General features: G+C 70.0%; 26 protein-coding genes and 1 pseudogene. 21 read left to right on the top strand and 6 right to left on the bottom strand.

What is annotated here, in order from left to right; all coding sequences use genetic code 11:
* Positions 1-80: 80 nt before the first annotated feature.
* The 3 genes from leuE (at position 81) to M1203_RS04715 (ending at position 2194) form a co-directional block, all read left to right on the top strand.
* Complete coding sequence (leuE, locus tag M1203_RS04725; RefSeq protein WP_249948213.1) at positions 81-743, top strand: leucine efflux protein LeuE; 663 nt, start codon at positions 81-83, stop codon at positions 741-743.
* A 36-nt stretch (positions 744-779) separates the two neighbouring features.
* A complete protein-coding gene (locus M1203_RS04720) occupies positions 780-1337 on the top strand; it encodes a GNAT family N-acetyltransferase (protein ID WP_249948212.1) in 558 nt (185 codons plus the stop codon).
* 482 nt (positions 1338-1819) lie between these two features.
* Positions 1820-2194 (top strand): RICIN domain-containing protein, encoded by a 375-nt coding sequence (locus M1203_RS04715; RefSeq protein ID WP_249948211.1) that lies wholly within the window; start codon positions 1820-1822, stop codon positions 2192-2194.
* Between the two features lie 152 nt (positions 2195-2346).
* Here M1203_RS04715 and M1203_RS04710 read toward each other — a convergent pair whose 3' ends face one another.
* Together M1203_RS04710 and M1203_RS04705 are read right to left on the bottom strand one after the other, a co-directional pair.
* The gene (locus tag M1203_RS04710; RefSeq protein WP_249948210.1) at positions 2347-3699 is read right to left on the bottom strand and encodes an alpha-2,8-polysialyltransferase family protein; all 1353 of its coding nucleotides are present in this window, start codon (positions 3697-3699) and stop codon (positions 2347-2349) included.
* Complete coding sequence (locus M1203_RS04705; RefSeq protein WP_249948209.1) at positions 3699-4682, bottom strand: glycosyltransferase family 2 protein; 984 nt, start codon at positions 4680-4682, stop codon at positions 3699-3701. The genes M1203_RS04710 and M1203_RS04705 overlap by 1 nt, the downstream gene beginning before the upstream one ends.
* Positions 4683-4890: 208 nt before the next feature.
* Here M1203_RS04705 and M1203_RS04700 point away from each other — a divergent pair, with 208 nt between their 5' ends.
* From M1203_RS04700 to M1203_RS04625, 16 genes and pseudogenes are all read left to right on the top strand, one after another.
* On the top strand, positions 4891-6213 hold the full coding sequence (locus M1203_RS04700; RefSeq protein ID WP_249948208.1) for a DUF6716 putative glycosyltransferase: 1323 nt from the start codon (positions 4891-4893) through the stop codon (positions 6211-6213).
* Between the two features lie 182 nt (positions 6214-6395).
* Positions 6396-7610 (top strand): acylneuraminate cytidylyltransferase, encoded by a 1215-nt coding sequence (locus M1203_RS04695; protein WP_249948207.1) that lies wholly within the window; start codon positions 6396-6398, stop codon positions 7608-7610.
* Positions 7611-7619: 9 nt separating this feature from the next.
* Positions 7620-8546, top strand: a complete 927-nt coding sequence (locus M1203_RS04690; RefSeq protein ID WP_249948206.1) for an N-acetylneuraminate synthase family protein — start codon at positions 7620-7622, stop codon at positions 8544-8546.
* A gap of 4 nt (positions 8547-8550) precedes the next feature.
* Positions 8551-9657 (top strand): hypothetical protein, encoded by a 1107-nt coding sequence (locus tag M1203_RS04685; protein WP_249948205.1) that lies wholly within the window; start codon positions 8551-8553, stop codon positions 9655-9657.
* A 60-nt stretch (positions 9658-9717) separates the two neighbouring features.
* On the top strand, positions 9718-9990 hold the full coding sequence (locus M1203_RS04680; RefSeq protein ID WP_249948204.1) for a hypothetical protein: 273 nt from the start codon (positions 9718-9720) through the stop codon (positions 9988-9990).
* The gene (locus M1203_RS04675) at positions 9987-10379 is read left to right on the top strand and encodes a PIN domain-containing protein (protein ID WP_249948203.1); all 393 of its coding nucleotides are present in this window, start codon (positions 9987-9989) and stop codon (positions 10377-10379) included. The genes M1203_RS04680 and M1203_RS04675 overlap by 4 nt, the downstream gene beginning before the upstream one ends.
* A 3-nt stretch (positions 10380-10382) precedes the next feature.
* Positions 10383-10532: pseudogene (locus tag M1203_RS04670) on the top strand (ribbon-helix-helix protein, CopG family); the annotation flags it as partial.
* A 195-nt stretch (positions 10533-10727) separates the two neighbouring features.
* Positions 10728-11957 carry an amidohydrolase gene (locus tag M1203_RS04665; RefSeq protein WP_249948517.1) on the top strand — a complete coding sequence of 410 codons (1230 nt, stop codon included), beginning with the start codon at positions 10728-10730 and terminating at the stop codon, positions 11955-11957.
* Between the two features lie 148 nt (positions 11958-12105).
* Positions 12106-13155: a BMP family protein gene (locus M1203_RS04660; RefSeq protein ID WP_249948202.1), complete on the top strand. Its 1050-nt coding sequence runs from the start codon at positions 12106-12108 to the stop codon at positions 13153-13155.
* A 270-nt stretch (positions 13156-13425) separates the two neighbouring features.
* Complete coding sequence (locus tag M1203_RS04655; protein ID WP_249948516.1) at positions 13426-15078, top strand: ABC transporter ATP-binding protein; 1653 nt, start codon at positions 13426-13428, stop codon at positions 15076-15078.
* Positions 15075-16229, top strand: a complete 1155-nt coding sequence (locus M1203_RS04650; protein WP_249948201.1) for an ABC transporter permease — start codon at positions 15075-15077, stop codon at positions 16227-16229. The genes M1203_RS04655 and M1203_RS04650 overlap by 4 nt, the downstream gene beginning before the upstream one ends.
* Positions 16226-17497 (top strand): ABC transporter permease, encoded by a 1272-nt coding sequence (locus M1203_RS04645; RefSeq protein WP_249948200.1) that lies wholly within the window; start codon positions 16226-16228, stop codon positions 17495-17497. Before M1203_RS04650 ends, M1203_RS04645 begins: the two co-directional genes overlap by 4 nt.
* Positions 17494-17898, top strand: a complete 405-nt coding sequence (locus M1203_RS04640; protein WP_249948199.1) for a cytidine deaminase — start codon at positions 17494-17496, stop codon at positions 17896-17898. The genes M1203_RS04645 and M1203_RS04640 overlap by 4 nt, the downstream gene beginning before the upstream one ends.
* 166 nt (positions 17899-18064) lie before the next feature.
* The gene (locus M1203_RS04635) at positions 18065-19342 is read left to right on the top strand and encodes a thymidine phosphorylase (RefSeq protein ID WP_249948198.1); all 1278 of its coding nucleotides are present in this window, start codon (positions 18065-18067) and stop codon (positions 19340-19342) included.
* 128 nt (positions 19343-19470) lie between these two features.
* The gene (locus M1203_RS04630; protein WP_249948197.1) at positions 19471-19833 is read left to right on the top strand and encodes an STAS domain-containing protein; all 363 of its coding nucleotides are present in this window, start codon (positions 19471-19473) and stop codon (positions 19831-19833) included.
* Between the two features lie 121 nt (positions 19834-19954).
* Positions 19955-20236, top strand: a complete 282-nt coding sequence (locus tag M1203_RS04625; protein ID WP_249948196.1) for a hypothetical protein — start codon at positions 19955-19957, stop codon at positions 20234-20236.
* 75 nt (positions 20237-20311) lie between these two features.
* Here M1203_RS04625 and M1203_RS04620 read toward each other — a convergent pair whose 3' ends face one another.
* From M1203_RS04620 to M1203_RS04610, 3 genes are all read right to left on the bottom strand, one after another.
* The gene (locus M1203_RS04620) at positions 20312-21295 is read right to left on the bottom strand and encodes a sigma-70 family RNA polymerase sigma factor (protein ID WP_249948195.1); all 984 of its coding nucleotides are present in this window, start codon (positions 21293-21295) and stop codon (positions 20312-20314) included.
* Between the two features lie 80 nt (positions 21296-21375).
* Complete coding sequence (locus M1203_RS04615; RefSeq protein ID WP_249948194.1) at positions 21376-22080, bottom strand: L,D-transpeptidase; 705 nt, start codon at positions 22078-22080, stop codon at positions 21376-21378.
* A gap of 110 nt (positions 22081-22190) precedes the next feature.
* Positions 22191-23495, bottom strand: coding sequence for an MFS transporter (locus M1203_RS04610; RefSeq protein ID WP_249948193.1), 1305 nt, complete (start codon positions 23493-23495; stop codon positions 22191-22193).
* Between the two features lie 62 nt (positions 23496-23557).
* Between M1203_RS04610 and M1203_RS04605 the strand changes: the two genes are divergently transcribed.
* On the top strand, positions 23558-24571 hold the full coding sequence (locus M1203_RS04605; protein ID WP_249948192.1) for a LysR family transcriptional regulator: 1014 nt from the start codon (positions 23558-23560) through the stop codon (positions 24569-24571).
* Between the two features lie 33 nt (positions 24572-24604).
* Here the strand turns inward: M1203_RS04605 and M1203_RS04600 are convergent, their stop codons facing one another.
* Positions 24605-25285: an alpha/beta hydrolase gene (locus M1203_RS04600; protein ID WP_249948191.1), complete on the bottom strand. Its 681-nt coding sequence runs from the start codon at positions 25283-25285 to the stop codon at positions 24605-24607.
* Between the two features lie 238 nt (positions 25286-25523).
* On the opposite strand from M1203_RS04600, the gene M1203_RS04595 reads away from it, so the two are divergent.
* Entirely contained in the window at positions 25524-26657 is a 1134-nt protein-coding gene (locus M1203_RS04595) for an adenosine deaminase (protein ID WP_249948190.1), read from the top strand.
* Positions 26658-26817 lie beyond the last annotated feature (160 nt).

Below are 26817 nucleotides of genomic sequence, written 5' to 3'. Positions count from 1 at the left end.
TCCCCGCCGACTTTCCGCCCACCCTTCGCTGTCCCTGAACACACATGCGGGTGTTGGTCCGCGTGTGCGACACTCCGGCCATGCTGGGTGTGACTGATCTGCCGACCTATCTGGTGGGCCTCGTACTGATCGTTCTGCTGCCGGGACCGAACTCGCTCTATGTGCTCTCCGTCGCGGCCCGGCGCGGGATACGCGCGGGCTACTCCGCGGCGGCGGGCGTCTGGTGCGGCGACACCGTACTGATGGTGCTCTCCGCCGCCGGTGTCGCGTCGTTGCTCCAGGCCAATGAGCTGGCTTTCGGCGTCGTCAAGTTCGCCGGCGCCGGCTATCTGACCTGGCTCGCGATCGGGATGATGCGCGCGGCCTGGTCGATGTGGCGCACCCGGCACGAGCGCACGGAGGCGGCGTCCGCGTCCGCCGCCCCGCCGACGGCGAAGGCGACGGAGCGGCCGTATCGCAGGGCGCTGGTGATCAGCCTGTTCAACCCGAAGGCGATCCTGTTCTTCATCTCCTTCTTCGTGCAGTTCGTCGACCCGGGCTACGCGCACCCCGCGCTGTCGTTCGTGCTGCTGGGACTGCTCGCCAACGTGGCCAGCGCCCTCTATCTGTCGGCCCTGATCTTCGGCGGCACACGCCTCGCCGCCGCCTTCCGCCGCCGCAGGCGTCTGTCGGCGGGGATGACATCGGCGGCGGGCGCGCTGTTCCTCGGCTTCGCGGTGAAGCTGTCACTGAGCAGCGCCTGAGGGCGGCCACGCGGTGACCGCGTGGTCGAATAGGGGATGACTTCGTTCTGGACGGGCGAGCGGATACGGCTGCGCGGTATCGAGCCCGACGACTGGACCGCGTTCATGCGCTTCGCCACGGACGAGGAGCGGTTGGGGGATCTGCTGCGCCCGCCCCGGTCCGCCGAGAGTTTCCGCGCGTGGACGAAGGAGCAGGCGGCGGCCGCGTCCGACGGCGATTGCTTCCAACTGGCGATCGAAGCCGTCGCAACGGGGGAGATCGTCGGCGCTGTCGGCTCGTACCACGCCGACCCGCGCGCGGGCTGGTTCGAGTACGGCGTCACGATCGGCGCCGATCACCGGCGCGAAGGCTATGCGGCGGAGGCCGTCGTACTGCTGCTGCGGTTCATGTTCGCCGAGCGGCGCTTCCACAAGTGCGGAGCGCGGGTCTTCGCACACAACGAGGCGTCCCTGGCGCTCCAGCGTCGGCTCGGATTCGTCGAGGAGGGCCGCCTCCGTGATCAGGTGTTCTTCGCCGGCCGGCACCACGATCTCGTCATGATGGGCATGCTCGCCGACGAGTTCGCCCAGCTGCACCCGCTGAACGAACCCTGAGTTCAGCCATCGAAGATGTCGGCGATGCCGAGGGCGTCCGGCTCGGCCGGCCGGGGCCGAGCGCAGCAGCCGCTGGAGCTTGAGCAGCGCGACGCGATCGCTATCCGGGCGCGGAGCGTGATTCAGTCATCACTCGCCGTTCCGGCTCCGTGTTGTGGGGCGGACAGCCGACCGATTCGCGGAGATCTTCCGGATTCGGGCTGCACGAATTGATCGTGGGAAATCGTGAGTTCACGTGCGCTTTCCCTCCCGTTCGCTCATTGCCGCGTCCGGAAAATGCTCACTGTTGGCGGCGGCTATGTGTCAAGATCTTCGAGGTCCTTTTCGTAGGAAACTCGAAAACTGGGAGCTGATTTATCGTGCGCGTGGGTGCAATTCGTGGGACCTTCATGGCCGGCCTGGCGGCGGTAGCGCTTGTCGCAAGTGGCACGGGAATCGCGAACGCGGCGGAGAGCGGTGAGAGAGCCGTTTATGCTCAGCTTGTGAACGGCAAGAACAAGTGTCTTTCCATAGCGGCGGGCGGATCCACCGCGAACGGCGTTGCGGCCATTCAGTACACGTGTAACGGTGGCGACGAGCAGAAGTGGGCGTTCACCCCTGAGGGGCTGCTCAACTACAAGAGCGGTAAGTGCCTCTCGGTTTCCGCAGGCGGCTCCACGGCCAACGGTGCAGCCGCTATCCAGTACACCTGCAACGGGGCCCCCGAGCAGGGCTGGACGCTCTACTCCAACGGTGAACTGCGGAACGCGAAGTCCAATAAATGCCTCTCCATCGAGGGCGGCGGTAGCGACGCGAATGGAGCCGCGGCCATTATCTGGGACTGCAACCGAGGCCCCGAGCAGTACTGGGTCTGGTAATCAGCGGCGGGTAGGGGACTCCAGGCCCGAAATCTCGCATTGAGTTCTGGAGCGGAGTTCCGTGCTGCGACGCGGAACTCCGCTCCTTTCTGAGGCCAGGAATTCGCCACGGCGCCCCGCGCCCTACGGCGCGGGACAAAGGGCGCCCGGACTCAGCCCAGGGCTGTCTTCTTGAACGAGCGCGCGCGCCTGACGACTCTCCGGACCGTCGCATTGCGCGGAATGAACGCGAGTTGCGCGGGCACGCCACCCGGTAGCGCCAGTGCCGTGAGCCGTCGGCGCTTGAAGTACTTCAGCGTGCGCGACGTCAGATGCTTGGAGAGATAGCGCTCCGCCCGCGGACGAAGACCGGGGTAGATCTGCGGTTGCATCGCGAAGCCCACGGTGGCGACAAGGTCCCCGAGTTGCTCGTCCGGCTGGTGCTTGGGGTCCGTTTCCTCCAGCGGCGCCAGCAGCGCGTCCACGATCGTGACCGGAACGCGGTTGCTGTTCTGGTACGGAGTGAGCCGTTCCAGCAGCATTTCCGTACCGGCACGGGCGACCGGAAGATCGTAGAAGGTGGCCGCGGTGAACAGGGCTGTGGAGAAGCAGGCGACCACCAGGGCCGGGTTCAGCCGCTGGTAGAGCACTTCGGCGAGCACCGGCCCCGACCGCACGGTCAGTTGGGCGCCGAGCCGGTCGGCCTCCTCCTCAAGCCGCCGCGACCAGTGGGCGGGGGCCGAGGGGTGCGGCTTGAACACAATGTTCTTGTGACCGCGTGCCACGGCGCCACGGAGCATCAGGACGTGCAGCTCCTCCTCTTCCCGCGCCGTGAGGATGTCGAGCATGGACAGATACTGGCCCAGCAGCAGGGCAGGCGGTTCGGAATCTGCCAAGACATCCGTCACCGGGTCCACCGTCGCGTCCGCCAGCTCCGCGAGCACCTTGACGAAGGTGTCGGTGGGCACGATCTCGGGCTCGACGCCGAACTCGGTCAGCAGCAGAGGCTTCAGCCCCGGCACCAGATCCAGGTGGAGCAGCCGCTCGACCCGGCCCCCGATCAGCGGGTCGAGCTTGGAGCGGGTCGGACCGTAACTCATCAGCCCGTCCGCGTAGACATGGATCGGGCTCTCGCCGAAGATCATGGCGACCGCCTGGGACGGGTTGGCCTGGATCGACTCGCAGGCGATCTCCACCGGCTCGTCGCCCAGGTTCCACGCCTCGCGGACGGCTCGCTGCCACAGTGGCGCGTCCTGCTCACGCGGGGCCCAGCCCGCCGGATGGAACGGCCGGATGAACTCGTTCCACGAGCGGACCTCGTCGAACTCCGGCCGCAGACAGCCGAATCCGGGCAGCTCGTTGAACGGCTTGCCCAGTTCCGGCGAGGCGGAGACATCACTGACGACGAGGATGCGCCGGTGATCGTCCCGTGCCCCGAACTGTCCGGCCCTGAGCGCCGCGGTCACGGTGGCCGCGGCGTACTGCGTGGCCGCGAAGAACAGCTGAGTGGTGGATGTGCCCGCCATCAGACCTGGACCTCCAAGGAGCGGGAGACGGGACGGCGGCGTACGCGGCGGAGGTGCCCGGCACGGCGGGTGCCGAGCGCGTCAAGCGTCTCCGCCAGGATGTCGGACGGCATGCGCTTCAGTGCGGCCGCGCTCATCGAGCGCAGTTTCCGTGCCACTGACGGTTCCATCCTCTCGATGGAGTCCAGGTGATGGGCCATGACCGCGCAGTAGGTCCGTACGGCCTTGGGGAGTAGTCGGTCGGCGTCCGCGTCCTCGGCCGTCTCCGCCAGCACCTGGTCGAAGGCACGGATGAAGTCGAGCTGCCGTACGTCACCGATCTGAGTGAGGGACGAAGCGACCCCGCGCCGGTAGAAGACCCCGAGCAGTCCGACCGCGGCGAAGGACTCCGCCTCGCGGTGCAGGCGCCAGATCCAGGGCCGGTCCTCGGCGGTCCGCAGGCCGTCCCTGAAGTGAACCAGACCGCGGTCGACGAGGCGGCGGTGGTAGATGCCGGCCCAGGCGTACGCGTAATCGACCGAAGTGGAGCGGTCGGCGGGCAGGATCGCGTCCCGGGGCGACAGCACCTTGTCCCGCCGGCCGACGGGGACGCGGTGGATCGTCCGTGCCTTGCCCGTGAACTGGACGTGGTCAGTACGGACGAAGTCGCAACCCAGCCGCTCTATGGAGGCGAGCAATCGCTCGAAATATCCCGGCGCCACCCAGTCGTCTCCGTCGAGGAAGGTGACATACTCCCCGTCCGCGGCGTCCAGACCCGTATTGCGCGCGGTGGCCAGCCCCCCGTTCTTCTCATGTCTGAGGAGCACCGCCCCCGGAAGGTCACGCGCCGCCTGTTCGAGGATCGCCGGCGTACCGTCCGTCGAACAGTCGTCGACAAGAACGAACTGGAAGTCCTCGCGGCTGTTCGCGCGCAGGCTTCTAAGGGTTTCTAGGGCGTACGTCTGCACGTTGTAGAACGGCACGACAACAGAGAGCTTGGCCACCCGCGAGACGCTAGGCGGCGGCACGTCATGCAGCCTGACATCCGGGCGCATGGAAGGTGAACGAAGAATGGCGGAATGGTGAAGCGGTCCGGATCCCGGCCGCTTTCCGGCCGTTCCGGGCTCGCGTCGCCATTCGTAGACGTGCTGTTAACCCTTTATTGCCATTGAGTTGGGGCGACAAACGGAATGGCTTTCTAACGTCCTCGTCGTGCCATCACGTACCAGCGGTCAAGCGGTCCGGGTCGCCGTGCTCGCCGACTCCGACACCCGGTGGAAGTGGGGCGCGCTCACCGCGCGCCGCATCACGCCGGACGATCGCTCCATAGAGCTCAGCGGTTTTCTCCTGCGCGGACGGGCCACGCCCACCGCGAGACAGCTCGCCGAGGTCGGCGCGGAGGCGGACGCCCTGCGTGAGCTCACCGGCACCGACTTCCTGCGGACGCTGCGCGAGGGGTCGTACGACCTGGTCGTCCTGGCCCTCGTCGGCGGCGCCGTACAGGCGATGCTGCACGGGATAGCCGCCCTGAAGCTGACCGACCGGCCCGTGATCGTCACCGGCTATGTCGGGGTCGTCTACGAGAAGCTCTCCGACGGGCTGCTGCTGCGGCACGGCGCGGATGTCGTCCTCGCCAACTCGCGCTACGACGCGCAGCGGTTCCGCACCGTATATGAGGGAGTCGGCGCCGACGCCTCCTCCGTCACCGAGGCCGCGCTGCCCTTCCTCGGCGGTGAGCGGTACGTGCCCGAGGAGGGCCGCGACACCGTCGTCTTCGCCGCCCAGCCCTCCGTACCGGCGAGCCGCGCCGACCGTACGTATCTGCTGCGGCGTCTCGTCGAGCACGCCAGGCTCCACCCGCGCCGCGAGGTGCTGCTGAAGCTCCGCAGCAAGCCCGGCGAGCACACCACGCATGTGGAGGAGTTCCCCTACCAGCGCCTCGCCGAGAAGGTGCCCGGCGGTCTGCCGCCCAACTTCCGGCTCGTGTACGGGAACATGGGCGAGGTCCTGGACCGTACGGATCTGCTGGTCACCGTCTCCTCGACGGCCGCCCTCGAATCCCTGCACCGGCGCATCCCGACCGCGATCCTCACCGACTTCGGGGTGCGGGAACCGCTCGGCAACCACCACTTCATCGGCTCGGGCTGTCTGGCGTCCTGGGACCAGCTGGACGGCGGCGGGCGCCCGCGCCCCGACGCCGTCTGGGCGGACCGGCAGGGCGTCGCCGCCGACGGATCGTACGCGTCGGCCTTCGACACCGCCCGGCGGCGGGTGGCGGAGCTGCTGGACGGGCCCGAGCTGCCCGACATCGACCCGTACTACACGGCCACCACCGCCCCCGGGTATCTGCCGCCGCTGCTGGCCCGCTACCACCTGGCAGTGGACGGGACTCCACTGCCGTCCCGGGCCTCCGACGGCGATGCCCGAGGGGTCAGACGCGTGGTGCGCGAGGCCGTACGGGGCGCCGCGCGCGGCGCCTACCGCCACGGAGTGCAGCGCGTGGCGCCCGTCATCCGCCGCATGGGCGACCTGTGACCGGGCCGACGGCGCCGGCACAGGAACCGACCCCCGTCCGGCCCGCCACCCAGGGACGGGCGGCGGACGACCGGGCCGATGCCCCCGCGGTGGACGACCCGGCCGCGAACCGAGCCACCCCAGATGACCGAGCCGCAGCTGAACGACCCGCGGACGACCTGTCCGCGGACCAAGGAGTACAGATGACCGTCCTCGCGGTGATCCCCGCACGCGGCGGATCCAAGGGCGTACCCGCCAAGAACCTCGCCCCCGTCGGTGGCGTACCGCTCGTCGTGCGCGCCGTCCGCGCCTGTCTGGCCGCCCGGCGCGTGACCGATGTCGTCGTCTCGACCGACGACGCGGCCATCGCCGACGCGGCCCGCGGCGCCGGCGCCGAGGTCGTCCTGCGCCCCGCCGCCATCGCGGGGGACACGGCGACCAGCGAGGCGGCCGTGCTGCACGCGATGGACGCCTACGGCGCGATGCGCGGCAAGACCGCCGAGGTCGTCCTGCTGGTGCAGTGCACCAGCCCGTTCATCACCGCCGACGACCTCGACGGCGTCGCGGGCGCCGTCACCGAGGACGGCGCGGACAGCGCGCTGACCGTCGCGCCGACCCACGGCTTCATCTGGCGCCAGGACAGCGCGGGCAGCGCGGACGCCGGGGTATCGGGCGGCTACGGCGTCAACCACGACAAGGCCAACCGGCCGCGCCGCCAGGACCGCCCCCAGGAGTATCTGGAGACCGGCGCCGCCTACGCGATGCGCGCCGAAGGCTTCCGCGCGGCCAAGCACCGCTTCTTCGGCCGCACCGCGCTCGTCTCCACCGACCCCGCCCGGGTCCTGGAGATCGACGACCCGCACGATCTGGCCCGCGCCCGCGCGCTGGCCCCGCTCCTCGACCCGGCCGTCCTGCCGACGTACGACGACATCGACGCGGTCGTACTCGACTTCGACGGCACCCAGACCGACGACAAGGTCTTCGTCGACTCCGACGGCCGCGAGATGGTCGCCGTGCACCGCGGCGACGGGCTGGGGATCGCCGCGCTGCGCCGCAGCGAACTGAAGCTGCTCATCCTCTCCACCGAGCAGAACCCGGTCGTCGCCGCCCGCGCCCGCAAGCTCCAGGTGCCGGTGCTGCACGGCATCGACCGCAAGGATGTCGCGCTCAAGCAGTGGTGCGACGAGCACGGGATCGCGCCCGAGCGAGTGCTCTACGTCGGGAACGACGTCAACGACCTCCCGTGCTTCGGACTCGTCGGCTGGCCGGTGGCCGTCGCGAGCGCCCATGACGCCGTACGCGCCGCCGCGCGTGCCGTCACCACGACCCCCGGAGGCGAGGGAGCGATCCGCGAGATCGCCGCCTGGATCCTCGGGCCGGGTCTCCAGACCCCCCACACCCCCACCCTCAACAAGTAAGGACGCTCCATGAGCACCAACTCCACCTCGCGCCTGCGCACCTTCGGCACGCGGACCGCCGGACCCGGCCAGCCGGTCTACGTCACGGGTGAGATCGGCATCAACCACAACGGCGAGCTGGACAACGCCCTGGCCCTGATCGACGTCGCCGCCGACGCCGGCTGCGACGCGGTCAAGTTCCAGAAGCGCACCCCGGAGATCTGCACCCCGCGCGACCAGTGGGACATCGAGCGGGACACCCCCTGGGGCCGGATGACGTACATCGACTACCGTCACCGCGTCGAGTTCGGCGAGGACGAGTACCGCGCCATCGACGAGCACTGCAAGAAGCGCGGCATCGACTGGTTCGCCTCCCCGTGGGACACCGAGGCCGTCGCCTTCCTGGAGAAGTTCGACCTGCCCGCCCACAAGGTGGCCTCCGCCTCCCTCACCGACGACGAGCTGCTGCGCGCCCTGCGTGCCACCGGCCGTACCGTCATCCTCTCCACCGGCATGTCGACGCCGAAGCAGATCCGGCACGCGGTCGAGGTCCTGGGCAGCGACAACATCCTGCTCTGCCACGCCACGTCCACGTACCCGGCCAAGGCCGAGGAGCTGAACCTGCGCGTGATCAACACGCTCCAGGCCGAGTTCCCGAACGTCCCGATCGGCTACAGCGGCCACGAGACCGGTCTCCAGACCACCCTCGCCGCCGTCGCCCTCGGCGCCACGTTCGTCGAGCGTCACATCACCCTCGACCGCGCCATGTGGGGCTCGGACCAGGCCGCCTCCGTCGAGCCGCAGGGCCTCCAGCGCCTCGTGCGCGACATCCGCACCATCGAGGCGTCCCTCGGTGACGGCGTCAAGAAGGTCTACGAGTCGGAGCTCGGCCCGATGAAGAAGCTCCGCCGTGTCGCGGGCGTCGTCGCCGAGTCCACCGAGCCGGTGGCGGTCTGACGCCATGACCGGTGCCGGCGGGGGCTCCCCGCACCCTCGTGCGACCGCGGGCGGAGACGCCGGCGGGAACGCCGACGCGATCGCATTCGTGGAGAGCCCGGTCCAGCTGCTCAATGTGCTGGAGTGGACGCGAGCCAGCGCGACCGGTGACGCCCTCACCGTCGTCGTGCTGTCACCCACCGATCCCATGTCGCGCGGCCAGCTCCGCAGAATGGCGGAGCTGGCCCGTGACGAGGGTTTCACCGTGCGCTGGCAAGAGGCGCGCGGTGGTGCGGGGGCGCCCCTGCGGACGCTGCGGGAACTGACCCCGCTGCTCCGCAAGGCCGGCCGGATAGTCATCGGGGACCCGTTCTCCCGGTATGTACAGCTGCTGCTGACCCTGGTCAGCGGCAAGGAACTGACGGTGGTGGACGACGGCACCGCCACGCTGGAGTTCATCGGGCAGATCGCCCGCGGCGAACGGCTGGTGCGCTGGCACCGGCGCGGCGGCAGCCGCGGGCCGCGGGAACTGGTCCTCGCGCCCGTCACCGCGGCCGCGCGCCGCCGGCTCTCCCCGTCGGACGGCCGTACGGTCGAGGTCTTCACCTCGATGCCCGTCGAGGAGATCCCGGCCGGCATCACCGTCACCGCCAACCGCTTCGAGTGGACGCGGGCCACATTCGGGCCGCCCCGGATAGCCGCGGGCGCGGACATGGTCGGTACGTCGCTGGTCGAGACGGGCGTGATCGACGCGGACCAGTACATCGAGGCGGTCACGGCGCTCGCCCGCACACACGGCGCCACCCGCTACTTCGCGCACCGCCGCGAGGACGTGGACAAGCTGCACCGCCTCCACACGGTCACGGGCCTGGAGATCGTCCGCCCGGACCTCCCCCTGGAAGTGATCGCGCGCCGGGGGCCGATCGGCAAGACGATCCTGAGCTTCCCCTCCACGGTGGTCCACACCCTCCCCCTGGCCCTGGCGGGCACGGGCGTACGCGTCGCGGTCTGCGACATCGCCCCGGAATGGCTGAAGGAGACGGCGAGCCCACGCGCCCAGGGCTTCCTGTCGGGCGTAACGGGCACGGCCCGCGACATCCACCGCCTCCCGAGACTGCCTTCGCCGGCCTGAGGCACTGAGCCGGGAACGGGAGTCGCGCCCCAATAACAATCAATTTGTTAGACTGGGCGTATGGCCACTCCTCCTGTTCCTGGTGAAGGTCCCACGCGGCCGGTGTCCGTCTCTCTCCACGAAGGCACGATCGCGGCCCTCAAGGAGCGCACCGGCAGGCGTGGCATGTCCGCGTACGTCGAAGCCCTCATCCAGCGGCAGCTGGAACGGGAGCGGCTGCGGGAGCTGATCGAGGACGCGGAGGCCCAGCACGGCCCGGTCGATCCGGCAGCGGTCGAGGCCAAGCGGGCCCTCCTGCGCGGTGACACCGGCGGCTCGGCGAACGCCGCGTGAGCGGGACGCTCGTCCTGGACTGCGAGGGGCTGTCCAAGCTCGTACGAGGCACCCCCGAGCTCACAGAGTGGCTGGCCGCGGCCGAATCCGAAGACATGCGCGTGGTCGTCAGCTCCGTCACGCTCGTCGAAGCGCGTGACCCCAAGGTCAACCAGGCCCGGTTCGACTACGCCGTCTCCCGCCTGAACATCATCCCGCCCACGGAAGCCATCGCCCGCCACGCGAGCAGACTCCTCGCGGCGGCCGGTCTGCACGGCCACAAGTACGCGCTCGACTCCATCGTGGCGGCCACCGCACTGGCCTCGCCCGCCCCGGTCACCGTCCTGACCTCGGACCCCGAGGATCTCCTGATGCTCTGCGGCTCCGGTGTCCGCGTGATCAAGGTCTGAGATATGACCCTGAAGCGCATCGACGTCGACGTCGACGACAGCGATCTCACACTGATCAAAGAGGCCGCCGGCCGCCTCGGCACATCGCAGGCCGAAATCATCCGTGAGGGCATTCACCGCATCGCGTCGGCCCACCGCGTGTGGGACGAGCCGTTCGTCACCGATGAGGAGACGTCCGACCTGGGCGGGCACGCGAGGTGAGGACCGCGCGGATCGCGCGGTATACCCGCTTGGTCCGTACCTCATGCACGCCGGAACCCGGTTTCTTGGCCTGTGTGGCTGAAATTTTCTTGATCGGGGGCTGGTTGATCAGTGAAGGGGCCTACTCTTCAACAGGTGAGCCAGTTGATGTCCTGCGAGTCCGAGCCAGACCTGCCCGCGCCAGCGGAAGCCGCACTCCCCGGCACGTTGCCCGAAACCCTCCGTGCCGAGCTGATCGCCTTCCGCCGGGACATGCATATGCATCCCGAGCTGGGCAACCAGGAATTCCGTACCACCGCCGCGCTCAAGCACCGGCTGGAGCGGGCGGGGCTCGTGACGCGGGTGCTGAAGACCGGTACCGGGCTCGTGTGCGACATCGGGACGCCGGACCCCGCCCGGCCCATGCTGGCCCTGCGCGCCGACATCGACGCGCTGCCCATCCCGGACACCAAGACGGGCGTCCCGTACCGCTCCACCGTGCCCGACCGGGCGCACGCCTGCGGGCATGACGTCCATACCACCGCCGTGCTCGGTGCGGGGCTGGTTCTCGCCGAGCTCGACCGGCAGGGGCAACTGCCCAACGCCGTACGGCTGATCTTCCAGCCCGCCGAGGAAGTGCTGCCCGGCGGCGCCGCCGACGCCATCGAGTCCGGGGTGCTCGACGGCGTCGGCGGCATCGTCGCCGTGCACTGCGACCCCAAGGTCGACGCCGGGCTGATCGGACTGCGGCCAGGACCGATCACCTCCGCCTGCGACCGGCTGGAGATCAGCCTCGACGGTCCCGGCGGCCACACCGCGCGCCCGCACCTCACCACCGACATGGTGACCGCCGCCGCCAAGGTGGCGACCGAGGTCCCCGCGCTGCTCGCCCGCCGGGTCGACGCCCGCTCCGGGCTCTCCGTCACCTGGGGACGTATCGCGTCGGGCCACGCCTGTAATGTCATCCCGCAGCACGCCGAACTCTCCGGCACCGTCCGCTGCCTGGACCTGCCCGCCTGGCGCGACGCCCCGGACCTGGTGCACGCCGCGATCGACGAGATCGCCGCGCTGCATCACGCCAAATCGCAGATCGAGTACATCCGGGGCGTGCCGCCGGTCGTCAACGACCCGGTCGTCACGGAGCTGCTGCGCGCGGCGCAGACCGCCCGCCGCGGTTCGTATGCGATCGAGGACACCGAGCAGAGCCTCGGCGGGGAGGACTTCTCCTGGTATCTGGAGCAGGTGCCGGGCGCGATGGCGCGGCTCGGCGTACGGACCCCCGGCAGCCAGGCCAGGTACGACCTGCATCGTGGCGATTTCGACGTCGACGAGCAGGCGATCCAGGTCGGCGTGGAGCTTTTCACGGCCGCCGCGTTGATCGACGGAAACCGTTTGTAGGCGGCCATGACACTTCCGGCTCGCACTCCGTTCGCGACGATCCGATAACAGCTTCCGTACAGGTCTTTATCTGACATCTACGCGCGTTACGATCCGGGGCGAAACCAGCGCCAGCCGAGGCGCTTCGGTCAGGTTGAAGGAGCCTCCCTTGCGCCGGATCACCAGGATCGCCACCGTGGGTGTCGCGTCAGCGGCACTCGCGCTCACCGCCACCGCGTGTGGCAACAAGTCGTCGTCGGACGCCTCTTCCGACTCCAAGGAAGCCGGCGCCGCCATCGCGTACGACATCGGTGGCCGCGGCGACCAGTCGTTCAACGACGCCGCCTACGCGGGCCTGTCCAAGGCCGAGACCGATCTGAAGATAAAGGGCAGCGCCGCCGAGCCCTCCGAGGGCGAGTCGGACGCCGACAAGGTCCAGCGCCTGACCGAGCTGGCCCGCTCCGGCAACAACCCCGTGATCGGTGTCGGCTTCGCGTACGCGCCCGCCATCAAGAAGGTCGCGCCGAAGTTCCCGAAGACCACCTTCGGCATCATCGACGACTCCTCGGTGACCGGCAAGAACATCGCCAACATGGTCTTCAACGAGGAGCAGGGCTCGTACCTCGCCGGCGTCGCCGCCGCCAAGGTCACCAAGTCCAAGACGGTCGGCTTCATCGGCGGTGTCGAGACCCCGCTGATCAAGAAGTTCGAGGCCGGCTTCGCGCAGGGCGTCAAGGACACCGACCCGGCGGTCAACGTCCTGTCGCAGTACCTGACCCAGCCCCCGAACTTCGACGGCTTCTCCAAGCCCGACCTGGGCAAGGCCGCCGCGCAGGGGCAGCTCGACAAGAAGGCCGACGTGGTCTACGCCGCCGCCGGTCTGGCCGGCTCCGGCTCGATCGAGGCCACCGCTCAGGCCGGTAAGTGGGCCATCGGCGTCGACTCCGACCAGTACAGCCAGAAGGGCCTGGCCGCCTACAAGGACCAGATCCTGACCTCGGTCACCAAGGATGTCGCCGACTCGGTCTACAACCTGATCAAGTCCGTCCAGGACGGGACGCCGCAGACCGGTGAGATCCGCTACGGCCTGGACAAGGACGGCGTCGGCCTGGCCGACTCCAACCCGGCCTACACCAAGCTGACCGATGTGGTCGCCGCGGTGGAGAAGGCGAAGAAGGACATCGTGGACGGCAAGATCACCGTCAAGACCACGCCGTAACGGCTCTGTCGGGTCGCGCGGTGGTACCTCCCGCGGGCCCGGGGCGACGGTGTGCGCCGTCGTCCCGGGCCCCGGGCGCACCCGCCCCGGCGCACCGGCCGAGGTACGAACCCCCGGTCACCGCCCGGTCACCCCCCGATCGGCCCGGCATCCCCCGTCTTACGATTCGGCAGCGCTACGCGTGTAGACGACCCTCCGGCGCGATAACTTCACCCCCGCCTGCCACTGTCACCCCCGCCTTTACTCCTTTCCCGCCAAGGAGAGTGCGTCATCAACGCGTCCAGCAGCCCGCCCAGCGGTCCCACCAGCAGTCCCCCCGCAGTCGAACTGCGCGGCATCACCAAGAGATTCCCCGGCGTTGTCGCCAACCACGACATCGACATCACCATCCGCAAGGGCACGGTCCACGCCCTGGTCGGTGAGAACGGCGCGGGCAAGTCGACCCTGATGAAGATCCTCTACGGCATGCAGAAGCCGGACGAGGGCACCATCACCGTCGACGGCGCGGAGGCCGCGTTCACCAGCCCCGCCGACGCCATCGCGCGCGGCATCGGCATGGTGCACCAGCACTTCATGCTCGCCGACAACTTCACCGTCCTGGAGAACGTCGTCCTGGGCGGCGAGAGCCTGTACGGCATCGGCGCGAAGGCGCGCAAGAAGATCAAGGAGATCTCGGACGCGTACGGCCTCGGCGTACGCCCCGACGCGCTCGTCGAGGACCTCGGGGTCGCCGACCGCCAGCGCGTGGAGATCCTCAAGGTCCTCTACCGCGGCGCCCGCATCCTGATCCTGGACGAGCCCACCGCCGTGCTGGTGCCGCAGGAGGTCGAGGCGCTCTTCGACAATCTGCGCGAGCTCAAGGCCGAGGGCCTGACCGTCATCTTCATCTCGCACAAGCTGGGCGAGGTGCTGTCGGTCGCCGACGACATCACCGTCATACGCCGCGGTACGACCGTGGGCACCGCCGACCCCGCGCACACCACCACCAAGCAACTCGCCGAGCTGATGGTCGGCAGTGAGCTGCCCTCGCCGGAGACCCGCGAGTCGACGGTGACGGACATACCGACGCTCACGGTGGACGGGCTGCGGCTGACCGCGACCGACCCCGACGGCGCGGTACGCGAGGTGCTCGACGGCATCACCTTCACCATCCACCGGGGCGAGATCCTCGGCATCGCGGGCGTCGAGGGCAACGGCCAGACCGAGCTGATCGAGGCGCTGATGGGGCTGCGCGACCCCGACGGCGGGGTGATTACCCTCGACAACGCCGACATCTCGCACGCGCCCACCCGCAAGCGCCGCGAGGACGGTATCGGCTACATCCCCGAGGACCGGCACCGCCACGGGCTGCTGCTGGAGGCCCCGCTCTGGGAGAACCGCATCCTCGGCCATGTCACCGAGCGGCCCAACAGCCGCGGCGGACTGCTCGATCCGAAGGCAGCCCGCGCCGACACCACCCGGATCGTGCGCGAGTACGACGTCCGTACGCCCGGTATCGAGGTCACCGCGGCCTCGCTCTCCGGCGGCAACCAGCAGAAGCTGATCGTCGGCCGCGAGATGAGCCACCACCCCAAGCTGCTGATCGCCGCCCACCCGACCCGTGGTGTGGACGTCGGCGCGCAGGCGCAGATCTGGGACCAGATCCGGGACGCCCGCCGGGAGGGGCTGGCCGTCCTGCTGGTCTCCGCGGACCTGGACGAGCTGATCGGGCTCTCCGACACCCTGCGGGTGATGTACCGCGGCCGGCTCGTCGCCGACGCGGATCCCGCCACCATCACTCCGGAGGAACTGGGTTCGGCCATGACCGGCGCCGCCACCGGTCATCTGGAGGCAGAGCCCGAGCCGGCGGCGGAGTCCGCGTCCGCGTCGACGGCACAGGCACCACAGGCCGCAGCGGCACCCCCGGAGGACGAAGCCCGATGAAGAAGTTCGACAAGGACCGGCTGATCCTGGGCTTCGCGGGCCCGGTGCTCGCGCTGGTCGTCGCCATCGTCCTCACCACCGTGGTGCTGCTCGTCTCGGGCAGCGACCCCTTCGAGCCGTACCGCATCATGTTCGAGTCCGCCTCGTACGTCGATGTCCAGGTGCTGATCGTCAACCAGGCCGGCACGTACTATCTGGCCGCGCTCGCGGTCGCCGTCGGCTTCCGGATGAACCTCTTCAACATCGGTGTCGACGGGCAGTACCGGCTCGCCGCGATGATGGCGGCGCTCGTCGGCGCCAGCGTCGATCTGCCCGGCCCGCTCCAGATCGCCCTGATCGTGATCGTCGCGATGCTGGTCGGCGCCTTCTGGTCCGGTATCGCCGGCATCCTCAAGACCACCCGCGGGGTGAGCGAGGTCGTCTCCACGATCATGCTCAACTCGATCGCCACCAGCCTCGTCGCCTGGCTGATCCTGCCCAAGAACTTCGGCGTCCAGCCGGCCGGCTCCAACAATCTGACCACCGGTGACATCCCGGAGTCCGGCTGGTTCCCCGGCCTGTCCATGGGCGCCGAGGCCGGCGAGATCTACGGCTTCACCTTCGTCGCCGCCGCCTGCGGCCTCATCTACTGGTTCGTCCTCGGCCGTACCCGCTTCGGCTTCGACCTGCGCGCCACCGGCGCCAGCGAGACCGCCGCGCAGGCCTCCGGCGTCGACGCCAAGAAGATGATCCTCACCTCGATGCTGATCTCGGGCGCGGTCGCCGGCCTCGCCGGGATGCCGACGCTCCTCGGCGACACCCACACCTACAGCCTCGACTTCCCGACCGGCATCGGCTTCACGGGCATCACCATCGCCCTGCTCGGCCGGAACAACCCGCTCGGCATCGCCTTCAGCGCCCTGCTCATCGCCTTCCTGGACAAGGCGTCCGCCTCTCTCGACCAGTACGGGTACGAGAAGGAGATCGCCACGATCATGCAGGGCCTGATCGTGATCTCGGTCGTCGTCAGCTACGAGCTGGTCCGCCGCTACGGAATCCGCCGCCAGCAGCAGAAGGTCGGCGCGGAACTCGCCGCCGGTGGATCCCTCACGACCGAGGCCCACCCCAAGAACGACACGTCCGAGACCGAGAAGGAGGGGGCCGCGCTGTGAGTACGAGCACGAGCACCGTCTCAGCCACCAGCGCCGCCCCCAAGAAGGGCGGTGGCCGCCGGGCGCTCTCGCTGCCCGTCATCCTGCTGATCGTCGCGGGGGCGCTGGCCCTCGTCTCGCTCGTACGGCTGATCAGCGGCGCCGAGGACATCACCTCCGTCGGCCAGGTCGCCGGCGCCCTCGAACTCGCCATCCCCATCGGGCTCGCCGGACTCGGCGGACTGTGGGCCGAGCGCGCGGGCGTCGTCAACATCGGCCTCGAAGGCATGATGATCCTCGGCACCTGGTTCGGCGCCTGGGCCGGTTTCCAGTGGGGGCCGTGGGTCGGCGTCCTGTTCGGCATACTCGGCGGCTGCCTCGGCGGTCTGCTGCACGCCGTCGTCACCGTCACCTTCGGCGTGAACCACATCGTCTCCGGTGTGGCCATCAACATCCTCGCCGTCGGCGCCACCCGCTATCTCTCCAACTTCGCCTTCGACGGGGTCGACGGCGGCTCCTCCAAGCAGTCCCCGCGCATCGACTCCATCACCGAGATCACGATCCCCGGGCTCGCCGACTGGATGCAGGACCTCCAGGCCAGACACTGGTTCCTGATCTCGGACGTCGCGGGCGTCGTCGGCGGTCTGGTGACCAATCTGTCGCTGCTCACCGTGGTCGCGCTGCTGCTGATCCCCGGCACCTGGTGGGTGCTGTGGCGTACGGCGTTCGGCCTGCGGCTGCGCTCCTGCGGCGAGAACCCGGTCGCCGCCGAGTCGCTGGGCGTCAACGTCTACAAGTACAAGTACATCGCCGTCACCGTCTCCGGCGGGCTCGCCGGACTCGCCGGCGCCTTCCTCGCGATCGTCGCCACGGGCATCTACCAGGAGGGCCAGACCGGTGGCCGCGGCTATATCGGTCTCGCCGCGATGATCTTCGGCAACTGGATGCCGGGCGGCATGGCCTTGGGCGCCGGGCTCTTCGGCTTCACCGACAGCCTCAAGCTGCGCGGCGGCGCCGAGAACGTCCACGCCATGCTGCTGCTTCTCGCGATCCTGCTCGTCCTGGTCGTAGCGTGGCAGCTGTACAAGAAGAAGTACGTCTCCGCGGTGATCTCGGCGGCCGTCTCGGCGCTGCTCTTCGCCTGGTACGGGCTGACCGACCAGGTGCCGAGCCAGTTCGTGGACGCCGCTCCGTACGTCACGACGCTGCTGGTCCTCGCGCTCTCGGCGCAACGGCTCAGGATGCCCAAGGCGGACGGGATGCCGTACCGGAAGGGGCAAGGAAAATGACCGCACCGGCCGGACCGGCGGTGGACTGGGAGGCGCTGCGGGCCTCCGCGCGTGCCGCCATGACCCACGCGTACGCCCCGTACTCGAAGTATCCGGTCGGGGTCGCGGCCCTGGTGGACGACGGCCGCACGATCACCGGCTGCAATGTCGAGAACGCCTCGTACGGCATCGGGCTGTGCGCCGAGTGCGGTCTGGTCTCGGCGCTCCAGCTGAGCGGCGGCGGCCGGCTCACCCACTTCACCTGCGTCGACGGCGCGGGCGAGGTGCTGGTGCCGTGCGGGCGCTGCCGCCAGCTGCTGTACGAGTTCGGTGGCCCGGAGCTGGTCCTGGAGACTCCGGACGGCTTCCGCACGATGGCCGAGATGCTGCCGCAGGCGTTCGGCCCCGGGCACCTGAACTGACCGCGGCCCTCGGGGCGTACGCCCCTTCCTGAACCGGCCCCTCCGCCGCCGCGACCGACCCGGCGGTGGAGGGGGCCGTACCACCTCCCCGGCCCCCTCGGATCTATGCGCGTAGAGACCTCCGGGATACTCTCGCCCACGTACGGCAGTCATCGAAAGGATCACCATGGACGTCATCTCCGTCATCCGCACCAAGCGGGACCGGGGCGAGCTGAGCCCGGAGCAGATCGACTGGGTGATCGACGCCTACACGCGCGGCGAGGTCGCCGACGAACAGATGTCGGCGCTGGCGATGGCGATCCTGCTCAACGGCATGAACCGTACGGAGATCGCGCGCTGGACCGCGGCCATGATCGCCTCGGGCGAGCGCATGGACTTCTCCGCGCTGTCGCGCCCCACGGCCGACAAGCACTCCACGGGCGGCGTGGGCGACAAGATCACGCTGCCGCTGGCTCCGCTGGTCGCCGCGTGCGGCGCCGCCGTACCGCAGCTCAGCGGCCGGGGCCTCGGCCACACCGGCGGCACGCTCGACAAGCTGGAGTCCATCCCCGGCTGGCGGGCGCTGCTCTCCAACGCCGAGATGCTGGACGTCCTGGACACCACCGGCGCCGTCATCTGCGCGGCGGGCGACGGACTGGCCCCGGCCGACAAGAAGCTGTACGCGCTGCGCGATGTGACCGGCACCGTCGAGGCCATCCCGCTGATCGCCTCCTCGATCATGTCCAAGAAGATCGCCGAGGGCACCGGTTCGCTGGTCCTGGACGTCAAGGTCGGCTCCGGCGCCTTCATGAAGACGATCGAGGACGCCCGCGAACTGGCCTCCACCATGGTGGGCCTGGGCACCGACCACGGCGTACGGACCGTCGCGCTGCTCACCGACATGGACACCCCGCTCGGCCTCACCGCGGGCAACGCCCTCGAAGTACGCGAGTCCGTCGAGGTCCTGGCGGGCGGCGGCCCGGCCGATGTCGTCGAACTGACCCTCGCCCTGGCGCGCGAGATGCTCGACGCGGCGGGCCTGAAGGACACGGACCCGGCGAAGGCACTGGCCGACGGCTCGGCGATGGACGTCTGGCGCCGCATGATCGCCGCGCAGGGCGGCGACCCGGACGCGGCGCTCCCGGTCGCCCGCGAGACCCACACGGTGGTGGCCCCCGCCACGGGCGTCCTGACCCGCCTGGACGCGTACGGAGTGGGCGTCGCCGCCTGGCGCCTGGGCGCGGGCCGCGCCCGCAAGGAGGACCCGGTCCAGGCGGGCGCGGGCATCGAACTCCACGCCAAGCCGGGCGACCCGGTCACGGCGGGCCGGCCCCTGCTGACGCTGCACACGGACACCCCGGAGAAGTTCGACTACGCGCTGGACGCGCTGGCGGGCGCGTACGACATCGAGGCGCCCGACACGGCGTTCAAGGCGACGCCGGTGGTGCGGGAACGCATCGCCTGACCTGCGCCGACGGCCGGAGGCCGCTGATGTGCACGCCTCGTACGGTGAACGGGATCGGTGGACGGCCGCCGGTCCCGTTCGGCTGACCGGCCGCCCCACGCCCTACGGGCTGTGCCCGGCGCGCTGCGATGAGTTCCGGCCGCCGGGCCGGTCTCCCCAGTGTGGATGTCACGAAACCGATCGTTCTCGTCATCGCCGGCCACCTCACACCGGCCGAGGTGCCCCGGTTCTCCGAGGAGTTGTACGAGCGGCTGCACGGGGAACTGGCCGCGCGGCCGGACGGGTTCGTCGTGACCGAGGTGATCTGTGAGGTCGGCGGTCTCGTCCGGCCGAATCTGGCGGCCGTCGAAGTGCTCGCCAGGCTCCAGCTCGACGCCCGCAGACGCGGCTGCCGGGTCCGGTTGCGGGACGCCGGGCGGGAGTTGCGGCTGCTGCTGGATCTCGTCGGTCTCGGGGACATGGCGCGAGACACGTCCCCGGACGGGCCCTAGGTACGCGGCGCATCCAGCGATCAGGTGGTTCGCGGTGTGGTCCGTGGAGCGGTGCCCGGCGGCGGGAAGGGGATCATTCCGGGGCGCGGGTCGCGTGCCCCATGATGGAAAGGTGCTCGACATGCGAGCGTTCACGCGTGCCGCGCTGGTCGCCGTCTGTGCGGTCGGTGCCGCCCTCGCCGTCGTTCCCACGGCCCAGGCCGCACCCAACGCGGCGGCGCAGAAATGTCGTTACTTCTACACCAACTGGGGCCAGGGGCCGAACGGCGAGACCACCGGATTCGGGGACTACGCCGAGGGAGCCACCGACCCCCAGGGCCGGACCTGCCAGAACGGTTGGTGGTCCGACGCACGTGAGAAGGCCGACCCGCGTGAGAAGAGGGAAGAGGGCGCCCGAGGCTGACGCCGTCCTTCCCGGCCCTCCGACGCGGTCCGCTCGCGCCGGAGGGCGGACGCCAGGACCCCGGCAGAACCGGACCTACGCCTTCTCCAGCGCCGCCGGCAGACCGAACAGCGGGAACCACCGCTCCGTGTCCAGGAAGCAGTGCATCGTGGCGATCTTGCCGTGCTCGATCTCGATGACCTGGAGCGCCCACGGGGTGAAGCCGTCCCCCGACTCCGCCGGCTTGTAGTGCGCGAAGGCCGGTGTGCCGTTGGCCAGCGTCGGCAGGAGCCGCGAGCCCCGGCAGCCCGCGCCGATCGTGAGCATGAAGCCGGTGATGTCGTCGTGGCCCTGGAGCCACAGGTCGTACGGCGGCATGGTGAACTTCGCGTCGTCATGGAGCAGCGCCGTCAGCGCCTCCATGTCGTAGCCCTCGAAGGCCGCCACATACCGTTCGAGCAGCACCTTCTGCTCCTCGTCGAGCGGATCCGCCGCATCCGTCGCGGCCGGCTCCGACTCGGCGATCGTCGCCCGCGCCCGCTGGAGCGCGCTGTTGACGGAGGCGACCGTCGTCTCCAGCAGCTCGGCGACCTCGCTCGCCTTCCACGCCAGCACCTCGCGCAGGATCAGCACGGCCCGCTGCTTCGGCGGCAGATGCTGGAGCGCGGCCACGAACGCCAGCCGGATCGTCTCCCGCGACACCGCCGTCTCGGCCGGGTCGGCCACCGAGGGCAGCACCCGGCCGTCCGGCACCGGCTCCAGCCAGACGTTCTCCGGAAGCGAGGTGAGCTGCGCCTGGGCCACCGGCGTCGGGCCCGACAGATCCATCGGCCGGGCCCGGCGGTTGCCCGCGTTGAGCATGTCCAGGCATACGTTCGTCGCGATGCGGTAGAGCCACGACCGCAGCGAGGAGCGCCCCTCGAACTTCTCGTAGCTCTTCCACGCGCGCACCATCGTGTCCTGTACGGCGTCCTCGGCCTCGAAGGCCGATCCCAGCATCCGGTAGCAGTAGCCGGTCAGCTCCGTACGGTGCTTCTCCAGCCGGGAATCCAGGTCCTGTGCAGTTGCGAGATCACTCATCGTGTCACCCCAGTCGCCCCCTTGAGACCGGTCGCTGAGACCGGTCTCACGGAAGCTACCGCAGCGCACTGACAATCCGCTCAGGTTCCGGGCTTACGGCCGTAAACGTAGACATCGTCGCCGTTCTTCAGCAGCGACCAGTACTTCGCCGCGTCCGTCTTGGTCATGTTCACGCAGCCGTGCGAGCCGGGCGGGTTCCACATGCTCAGGTTCGCCTGGTGGAAGGCCTGTCCGCCGTCGAAGAACTGGGCGTAGGGCATGGGCACGTCGTAGATCGTGGAGACGTGGTCCTTGTTCCGCCAGTAGACCTTCTTGAGCCCGGTCCTGGTCTCGTAGCCGTCCCGCCCGGTACGCACCGGCACCGGTCCGTACACCAGCTTCTTGCCGTCCTGGATCCAGCTCAGCTGGCGTGTGAGGTCGACGCAGGCGATACGGCCCTTGTTGGTCGGGCACTTGCCCGCCTTGTTGGGTGTCTTGCCCGCGGCCTTCTGCTTGTTCATCAGATCCATCACGCCCCAGGTGATGGGCCCGGCGTAGCCGATGGTCGGCGTGATGCCGTGCTTCGACTGGAAGGCGCGGGTGGCCTTGCAGTCCGTGCCCGACTGCTTTCCGTCCACCGGCCGGCCCAGGAACTTCTCGACCTGCTTCTGGTACGGGCCCGTGCTGGTGGTGCACGACGCCGCCTGCGCGGGCGTGGCCCCGCCCAGCACGACGGTCAGTGGGACCACCAGTGCGGCGACCCCCGCCGCCACGGCCCCGTTACGGGTTATGTCCGCGCGTCTCATCCCGTTCCGTCCCCCTCTGTCCCTCGGCCGCGCCACTCGGCAGGCGCGTTCTGTGGGCTAGACGGGTGAAACGAGGGCTTAGTTGCGCGGAGGGGACAGAATGGCGCGACTCAGTCGGTGGCGAGTGTCCGGGCCCGTGTCCCCGCGAGCGACCGTCGCCGCTCCACGCGCGCCGCGTGCGATCCGTACAGCGTGATCGAGACGACACCGAGCACCGCCAGCAGACCCAGCGCCACCGCCGCCGCCCAGCCGCCCGCGTGGAACGCGATCGCGCCCAGCGTGCCGCCCGCGCTGCTGCCCAGGTAGTACGCGGACTGATAGAGCGCCGAGGCCTGCGCGCGGCCCGTCTTCGCCGTACGGCTCACCGACGAAGAGGCGACCGCGTGCCCCGCGAAGAAGCCCGCCGTGATCAGGACCAGTCCGAGCAGGACGGCGGTCAGCGAGTCCGCCAGCGACAGCAGCAGACCCGCCGCCGTCGTGCCCACCGCCAGATAGAGCGCGCCGCGCCGGCCCAGCCGCTCGACCAGCCGGCCCGCCGCCGCCGAGGAGACCGTACCGACCAGATAGACCAGGAAGATCGAGCCGATGATGCCCTGCGGGAGATGGAACGGCGCTTCCACCAGCCGGTAGCCGATCACGGTGTAGACCGCGCCGAACACCGTCATGAAGAGCGCGCCTATCGCGTACAGCCGGCGCAGCAGCGGATCGGCCAGATGCCCGCCCACGGTCTTCGCCAGCGCGCGCGGACTCAGCGACCGCGACGTGAAGTTCCGCGCCTTCGGGAGCAGGGCGCGGAACACCACCGCGCACACCACCGCGAGCAGCCCGACCGCGCCGAGCGCCGCCCGCCAGCCCCACAACTGGGCGACCCAGCCGGTGAGGATGCGGCCGCTCATCCCGCCGACGCTGTTGCCCGCGACGAACAGGCCGATCGCGGCGACCAGCGCCTTCGGCCGTACCTCCTCCGCCAGGAACGCCATCGCCGAGGCGGGCAGACCGGCCAGCGCCGCGCCCTGCACGGCGCGCAGCGCCACCAGCCACTCCACGTTCGGCGCGAACGGCACCAGCAGCCCCACGATCACCGCGACCGCCAGCGAGACCGTCATCAGCGCCCGCCGGCCGAACCGCTCGGACAGCGCGCTCAGCGGCAGTACGAACAGCGCGAGCGCGCCCGTCGCGGCCGAGACCGTCCAACTGGCCTGGCTCGCCGTCACACCGAGTCCGGCGGAGATGGCGGGCAGCAGGGCCTGGGTGGAGTAGAGGAGTGCGAAGGTCGCGACTCCGGCGGCGAAGAGCGCGAAGCTCATCCGGCGGTAGCCGGGGCGGCCGGGGGAGAGCAGCGAATCGGTGGTGGCGACGGACGGCGCGGCGGAGGCACCCGGGGTGGCGGGTGCCTCGGTACTGACAGAAGGCATGCTTCGAAGGTAGGCACCGCATCTTCATGCGTCCAATGCATGGAAAGGCGATAATCGTTCCCATGGTGCATGAACCCAGCTCACGGCGGCGGCTGTCACGGAGCAGTTACGAACACGACATGGATCACACCGGTCCCGTGGATCACACGGCACCCGTGGCCGGCCTGGACCCCGACTCCTGGTCGGCGGTTCTCGCGCCCCGGCTCGCGCACTTCGCGGGAGTGGCACGCCACGAGCATGTGACCCGCGCGGCCCAGGACATGGCCGTCCCGCAGTCCACGCTCTCCCGGGCGATGGTCAGGCTCGAACGGGACCTGGGCGTCGCCCTGTTCGCCCGCAAGGGCCGTACGGTCTCCCTCACGCCCGCGGGCCGTACGTTCCTCACCTCGGTCGAACGGGCCCTCGCGGAGGTCGAGCGGGCCGCCGAGTCCGTACGCGCCGACGCCGACCCGGCGTCCGGCAAGGTCGCCTTCGGCTTTCTGCACACCATGGGCTCGGAGACCGTACCCGCGCTCATCAGGGCCTTCCGCGCCGACCATCCGCGGGTACGGTTCCAGCTCGTCCAGAACTACGGCGAGGCGATGCTGGAGCGGCTGCGCGCGGGCGAGCTGGACCTCTGTCTCACCTCACCCGTGCCGGACGCCCCCGATCTGGTCGCCCGCAGGCTGGACGAACAGCGGCTGCGGCTGGTCGTGCCCGACGACCACCGGCTGGCCGGACGCCGGCGCGTACGCCTCGCCGAGGCCGCCGACGAAACGTTCGTCACCCTCGAACCGGGGTACGGGCTGCGCCGGATCACCGACGATCTGTGCGCCGAGGCGGGCTTCCGGCCGCGCGTCGCGTTCGAGGGCGAGGAAGCGGAGACGCTGCGCGGACTGGTGGCCGCGGGCCTGGGCGTCGCCCTGCTGCCGCCGCCCGCCGTGGCCCGTCCCGGGGTGGTCGAGCTGACCGTCACGGCGCCCCGCGCGGCCCGTGAGATCGGCGTCGCCTGGCTCGACGGACACCCGGACACCCCGCCCGTGGCGGCCTTCAAGCGCTTCCTGCTCTCCCGCCGCGGTCAACTGCTCCCGGACTGACGGGAGTCGGGCCCGGACAGGAAACGGCGCGGCTCACTGCCGCAGCGACCGTCCGAACCCCGCCGCCAGCGGCATCCGCAGCCCCAGCGGCGGCGGCGCCGCCAGCGCGTCCGCGACCGGCCGGGAGTACGTACGCGGCAGCAGCGCGCCCAGGACGAAGTCCGCGGCCAGCGCCAGGACTTCATCGTGGTGCTGGCGCAGCGCGTGGCCGTCGGAGTGGATCTCGAAGCGGCAGGTGTCCCGGTTGACCTTCTTGGCGCGCTCGGCCAGCCGGTAGGAGAGTTCGGGGTCGGTGCGCGCGTCGGTGGTGCCGTGCATGATCAGGACATGGCGCCCCGTCAGCTGCCGTACCGGCTCCGGTTCGGCGGCCCGGTCGTCCTCCGGCAGCCAAGGGGCCATCGCCAGCACGGAGTTGACGGCGCGGTGACCCGCCGCGTGCAGCGCGGCCCGGCCGCCCATCCCGTGTCCCGCCAGACACACCGGCACATCGCCGTAGCGCCGTACGACCTCGTCCGCCGCCCACTCGGCGTCCGCCGCCAGCCGTGCCCGCGCGCCGTTCCAGCCGCGTTCGCCGTAGTGCACCACATGCGCGACCAGCCCCTCGGCGGCCCCCGCCCTGGCGAGGTGGCGCAGCAGCGGCACCATGCGCGCGTACGCGACGGGGGAGGGGCGGCGCGCGGAGACGGTCTCGCCCTCGGGAAGCACCAGGATCACGCCCCCCACCGCGGTCCCCGCGGCGGATGCGCCGAACGCCCGCCCCAACCGTGCCCGCGGCTCCGCGCGACCGCGTGCCGAACCGTCCCGGCCTGCCGTACGTCCCCCCGGCCCGGGAACCGCTTGCTGTCCCATAGCAGAACAGTCTCAGAAGGAGAGGTGTACTCCACCCGTCCGCCCGGTCACTGTTACATATCGACACCCCTTGCTCTACGCGCGTAGGCGTTAGAGTGCGGAGATGACGAGCCAGACCTACCGTCCGCCCAGTGCCGACCAGATCCGCCGCGCCCCCAAGGCCCTTCTCCATGACCACCTGGACGGCGGACTCCGTCCCGGCACGATCATCGATCTCGCCCGTGAGACCGGCTACGAGAACCTGCCCGAGCAGGAGTCGGACAAACTCGGTCTCTGGTTCCGCGAGGCCGCCGACTCCGGCTCGCTGGAACGCTACCTGGAGACCTTCGCCCACACCTGCGCCGTCATGCAGACCCGTGACGCGCTCTTCCGGGTCGCCGCGGAGTGCGCGGAGGACCTGGCGCAGGACGGCGTCGTCTACGCCGAGGTGCGGTACGCGCCCGAGCAGCACCTGGAGCGCGGACTCACCCTCGAAGAGGTCGTGGAGGCCGTCAACGACGGCTTCCGCGAAGGCGAACGGCGCGCCCAGGCCGCCGGCCACCGCATCCGCGTCGGCGCCCTGCTGACCGCCATGCGGCACGCGGCCCGCGCCCTGGAGATCGCCGAACTCGCCAACCGCTACCGCGACTCGGGCGTCGTCGGCTTCGACATCGCGGGCGCGGAGGCGGGCTTCCCGCCCACCCGCCACCTCGACGCCTTCGAGTATCTGAAGCGCGAGAACAACCACTTCACCATCCACGCGGGCGAGGCCTTCGGGCTGCCCTCGATCTGGCAGGCGCTCCAGTGGTGCGGCGCCGACCGGCTCGGCCACGGCGTGCGCATCATCGACGACATCGAGGTCGCCGAGGACGGCTCGGTGCAGCTGGGCCGGCTCGCGGCGTACGTACGCGACAAGCGCGTTCCGCTGGAGCTGTGCCCCAGCTCCAACCTCCAGACGGGCGCCGCCGCCTCGATCGCCGAGCACCCCATCGGGCTGCTCCGCAAGCTGCACTTCAGGGCCACGGTGAACACCGACAACAGACTGATGAGCGGCACGAGCATGAGCCGGGAATTCGAGCTGCTGGTCGACGCCTTCGACTACACACTCGATGACATGCAGTGGTTCACGGTCAATGCGATGAAATCAGCATTCATTCCTTTCGATGAACGACTGGCCATGATCAATGACGTGATCAAGCCGGGATATGCCGAGCTGAAATCCGAATGGCTGTTCAGGCAGACGGCTGTGACCAGCTAGTTCTTGACGGCGGCGGGGTGATCGCCGGAATGGGGAAGCGGCCGGGAACACGGAATCCCGGCCGCTTTCGGGTGTTTGCGGGCCATGCGCGCGGCTGGCTAGGTTGGAAAACCGCTCGCATTCCCCCGCTTTCGGTTTCCCGAATCCCTTCCCCATCCCT

It is taken from the genome of Streptomyces sp. 35G-GA-8, from assembly GCF_023534745.1.
Taxonomy (GTDB): Bacteria; Actinomycetota; Actinomycetes; order Streptomycetales; family Streptomycetaceae; genus Streptomyces.
Note: the sequence above shows the minus strand (reverse complement) of the source record. Positions and strands in the feature narration are given on the sequence as shown.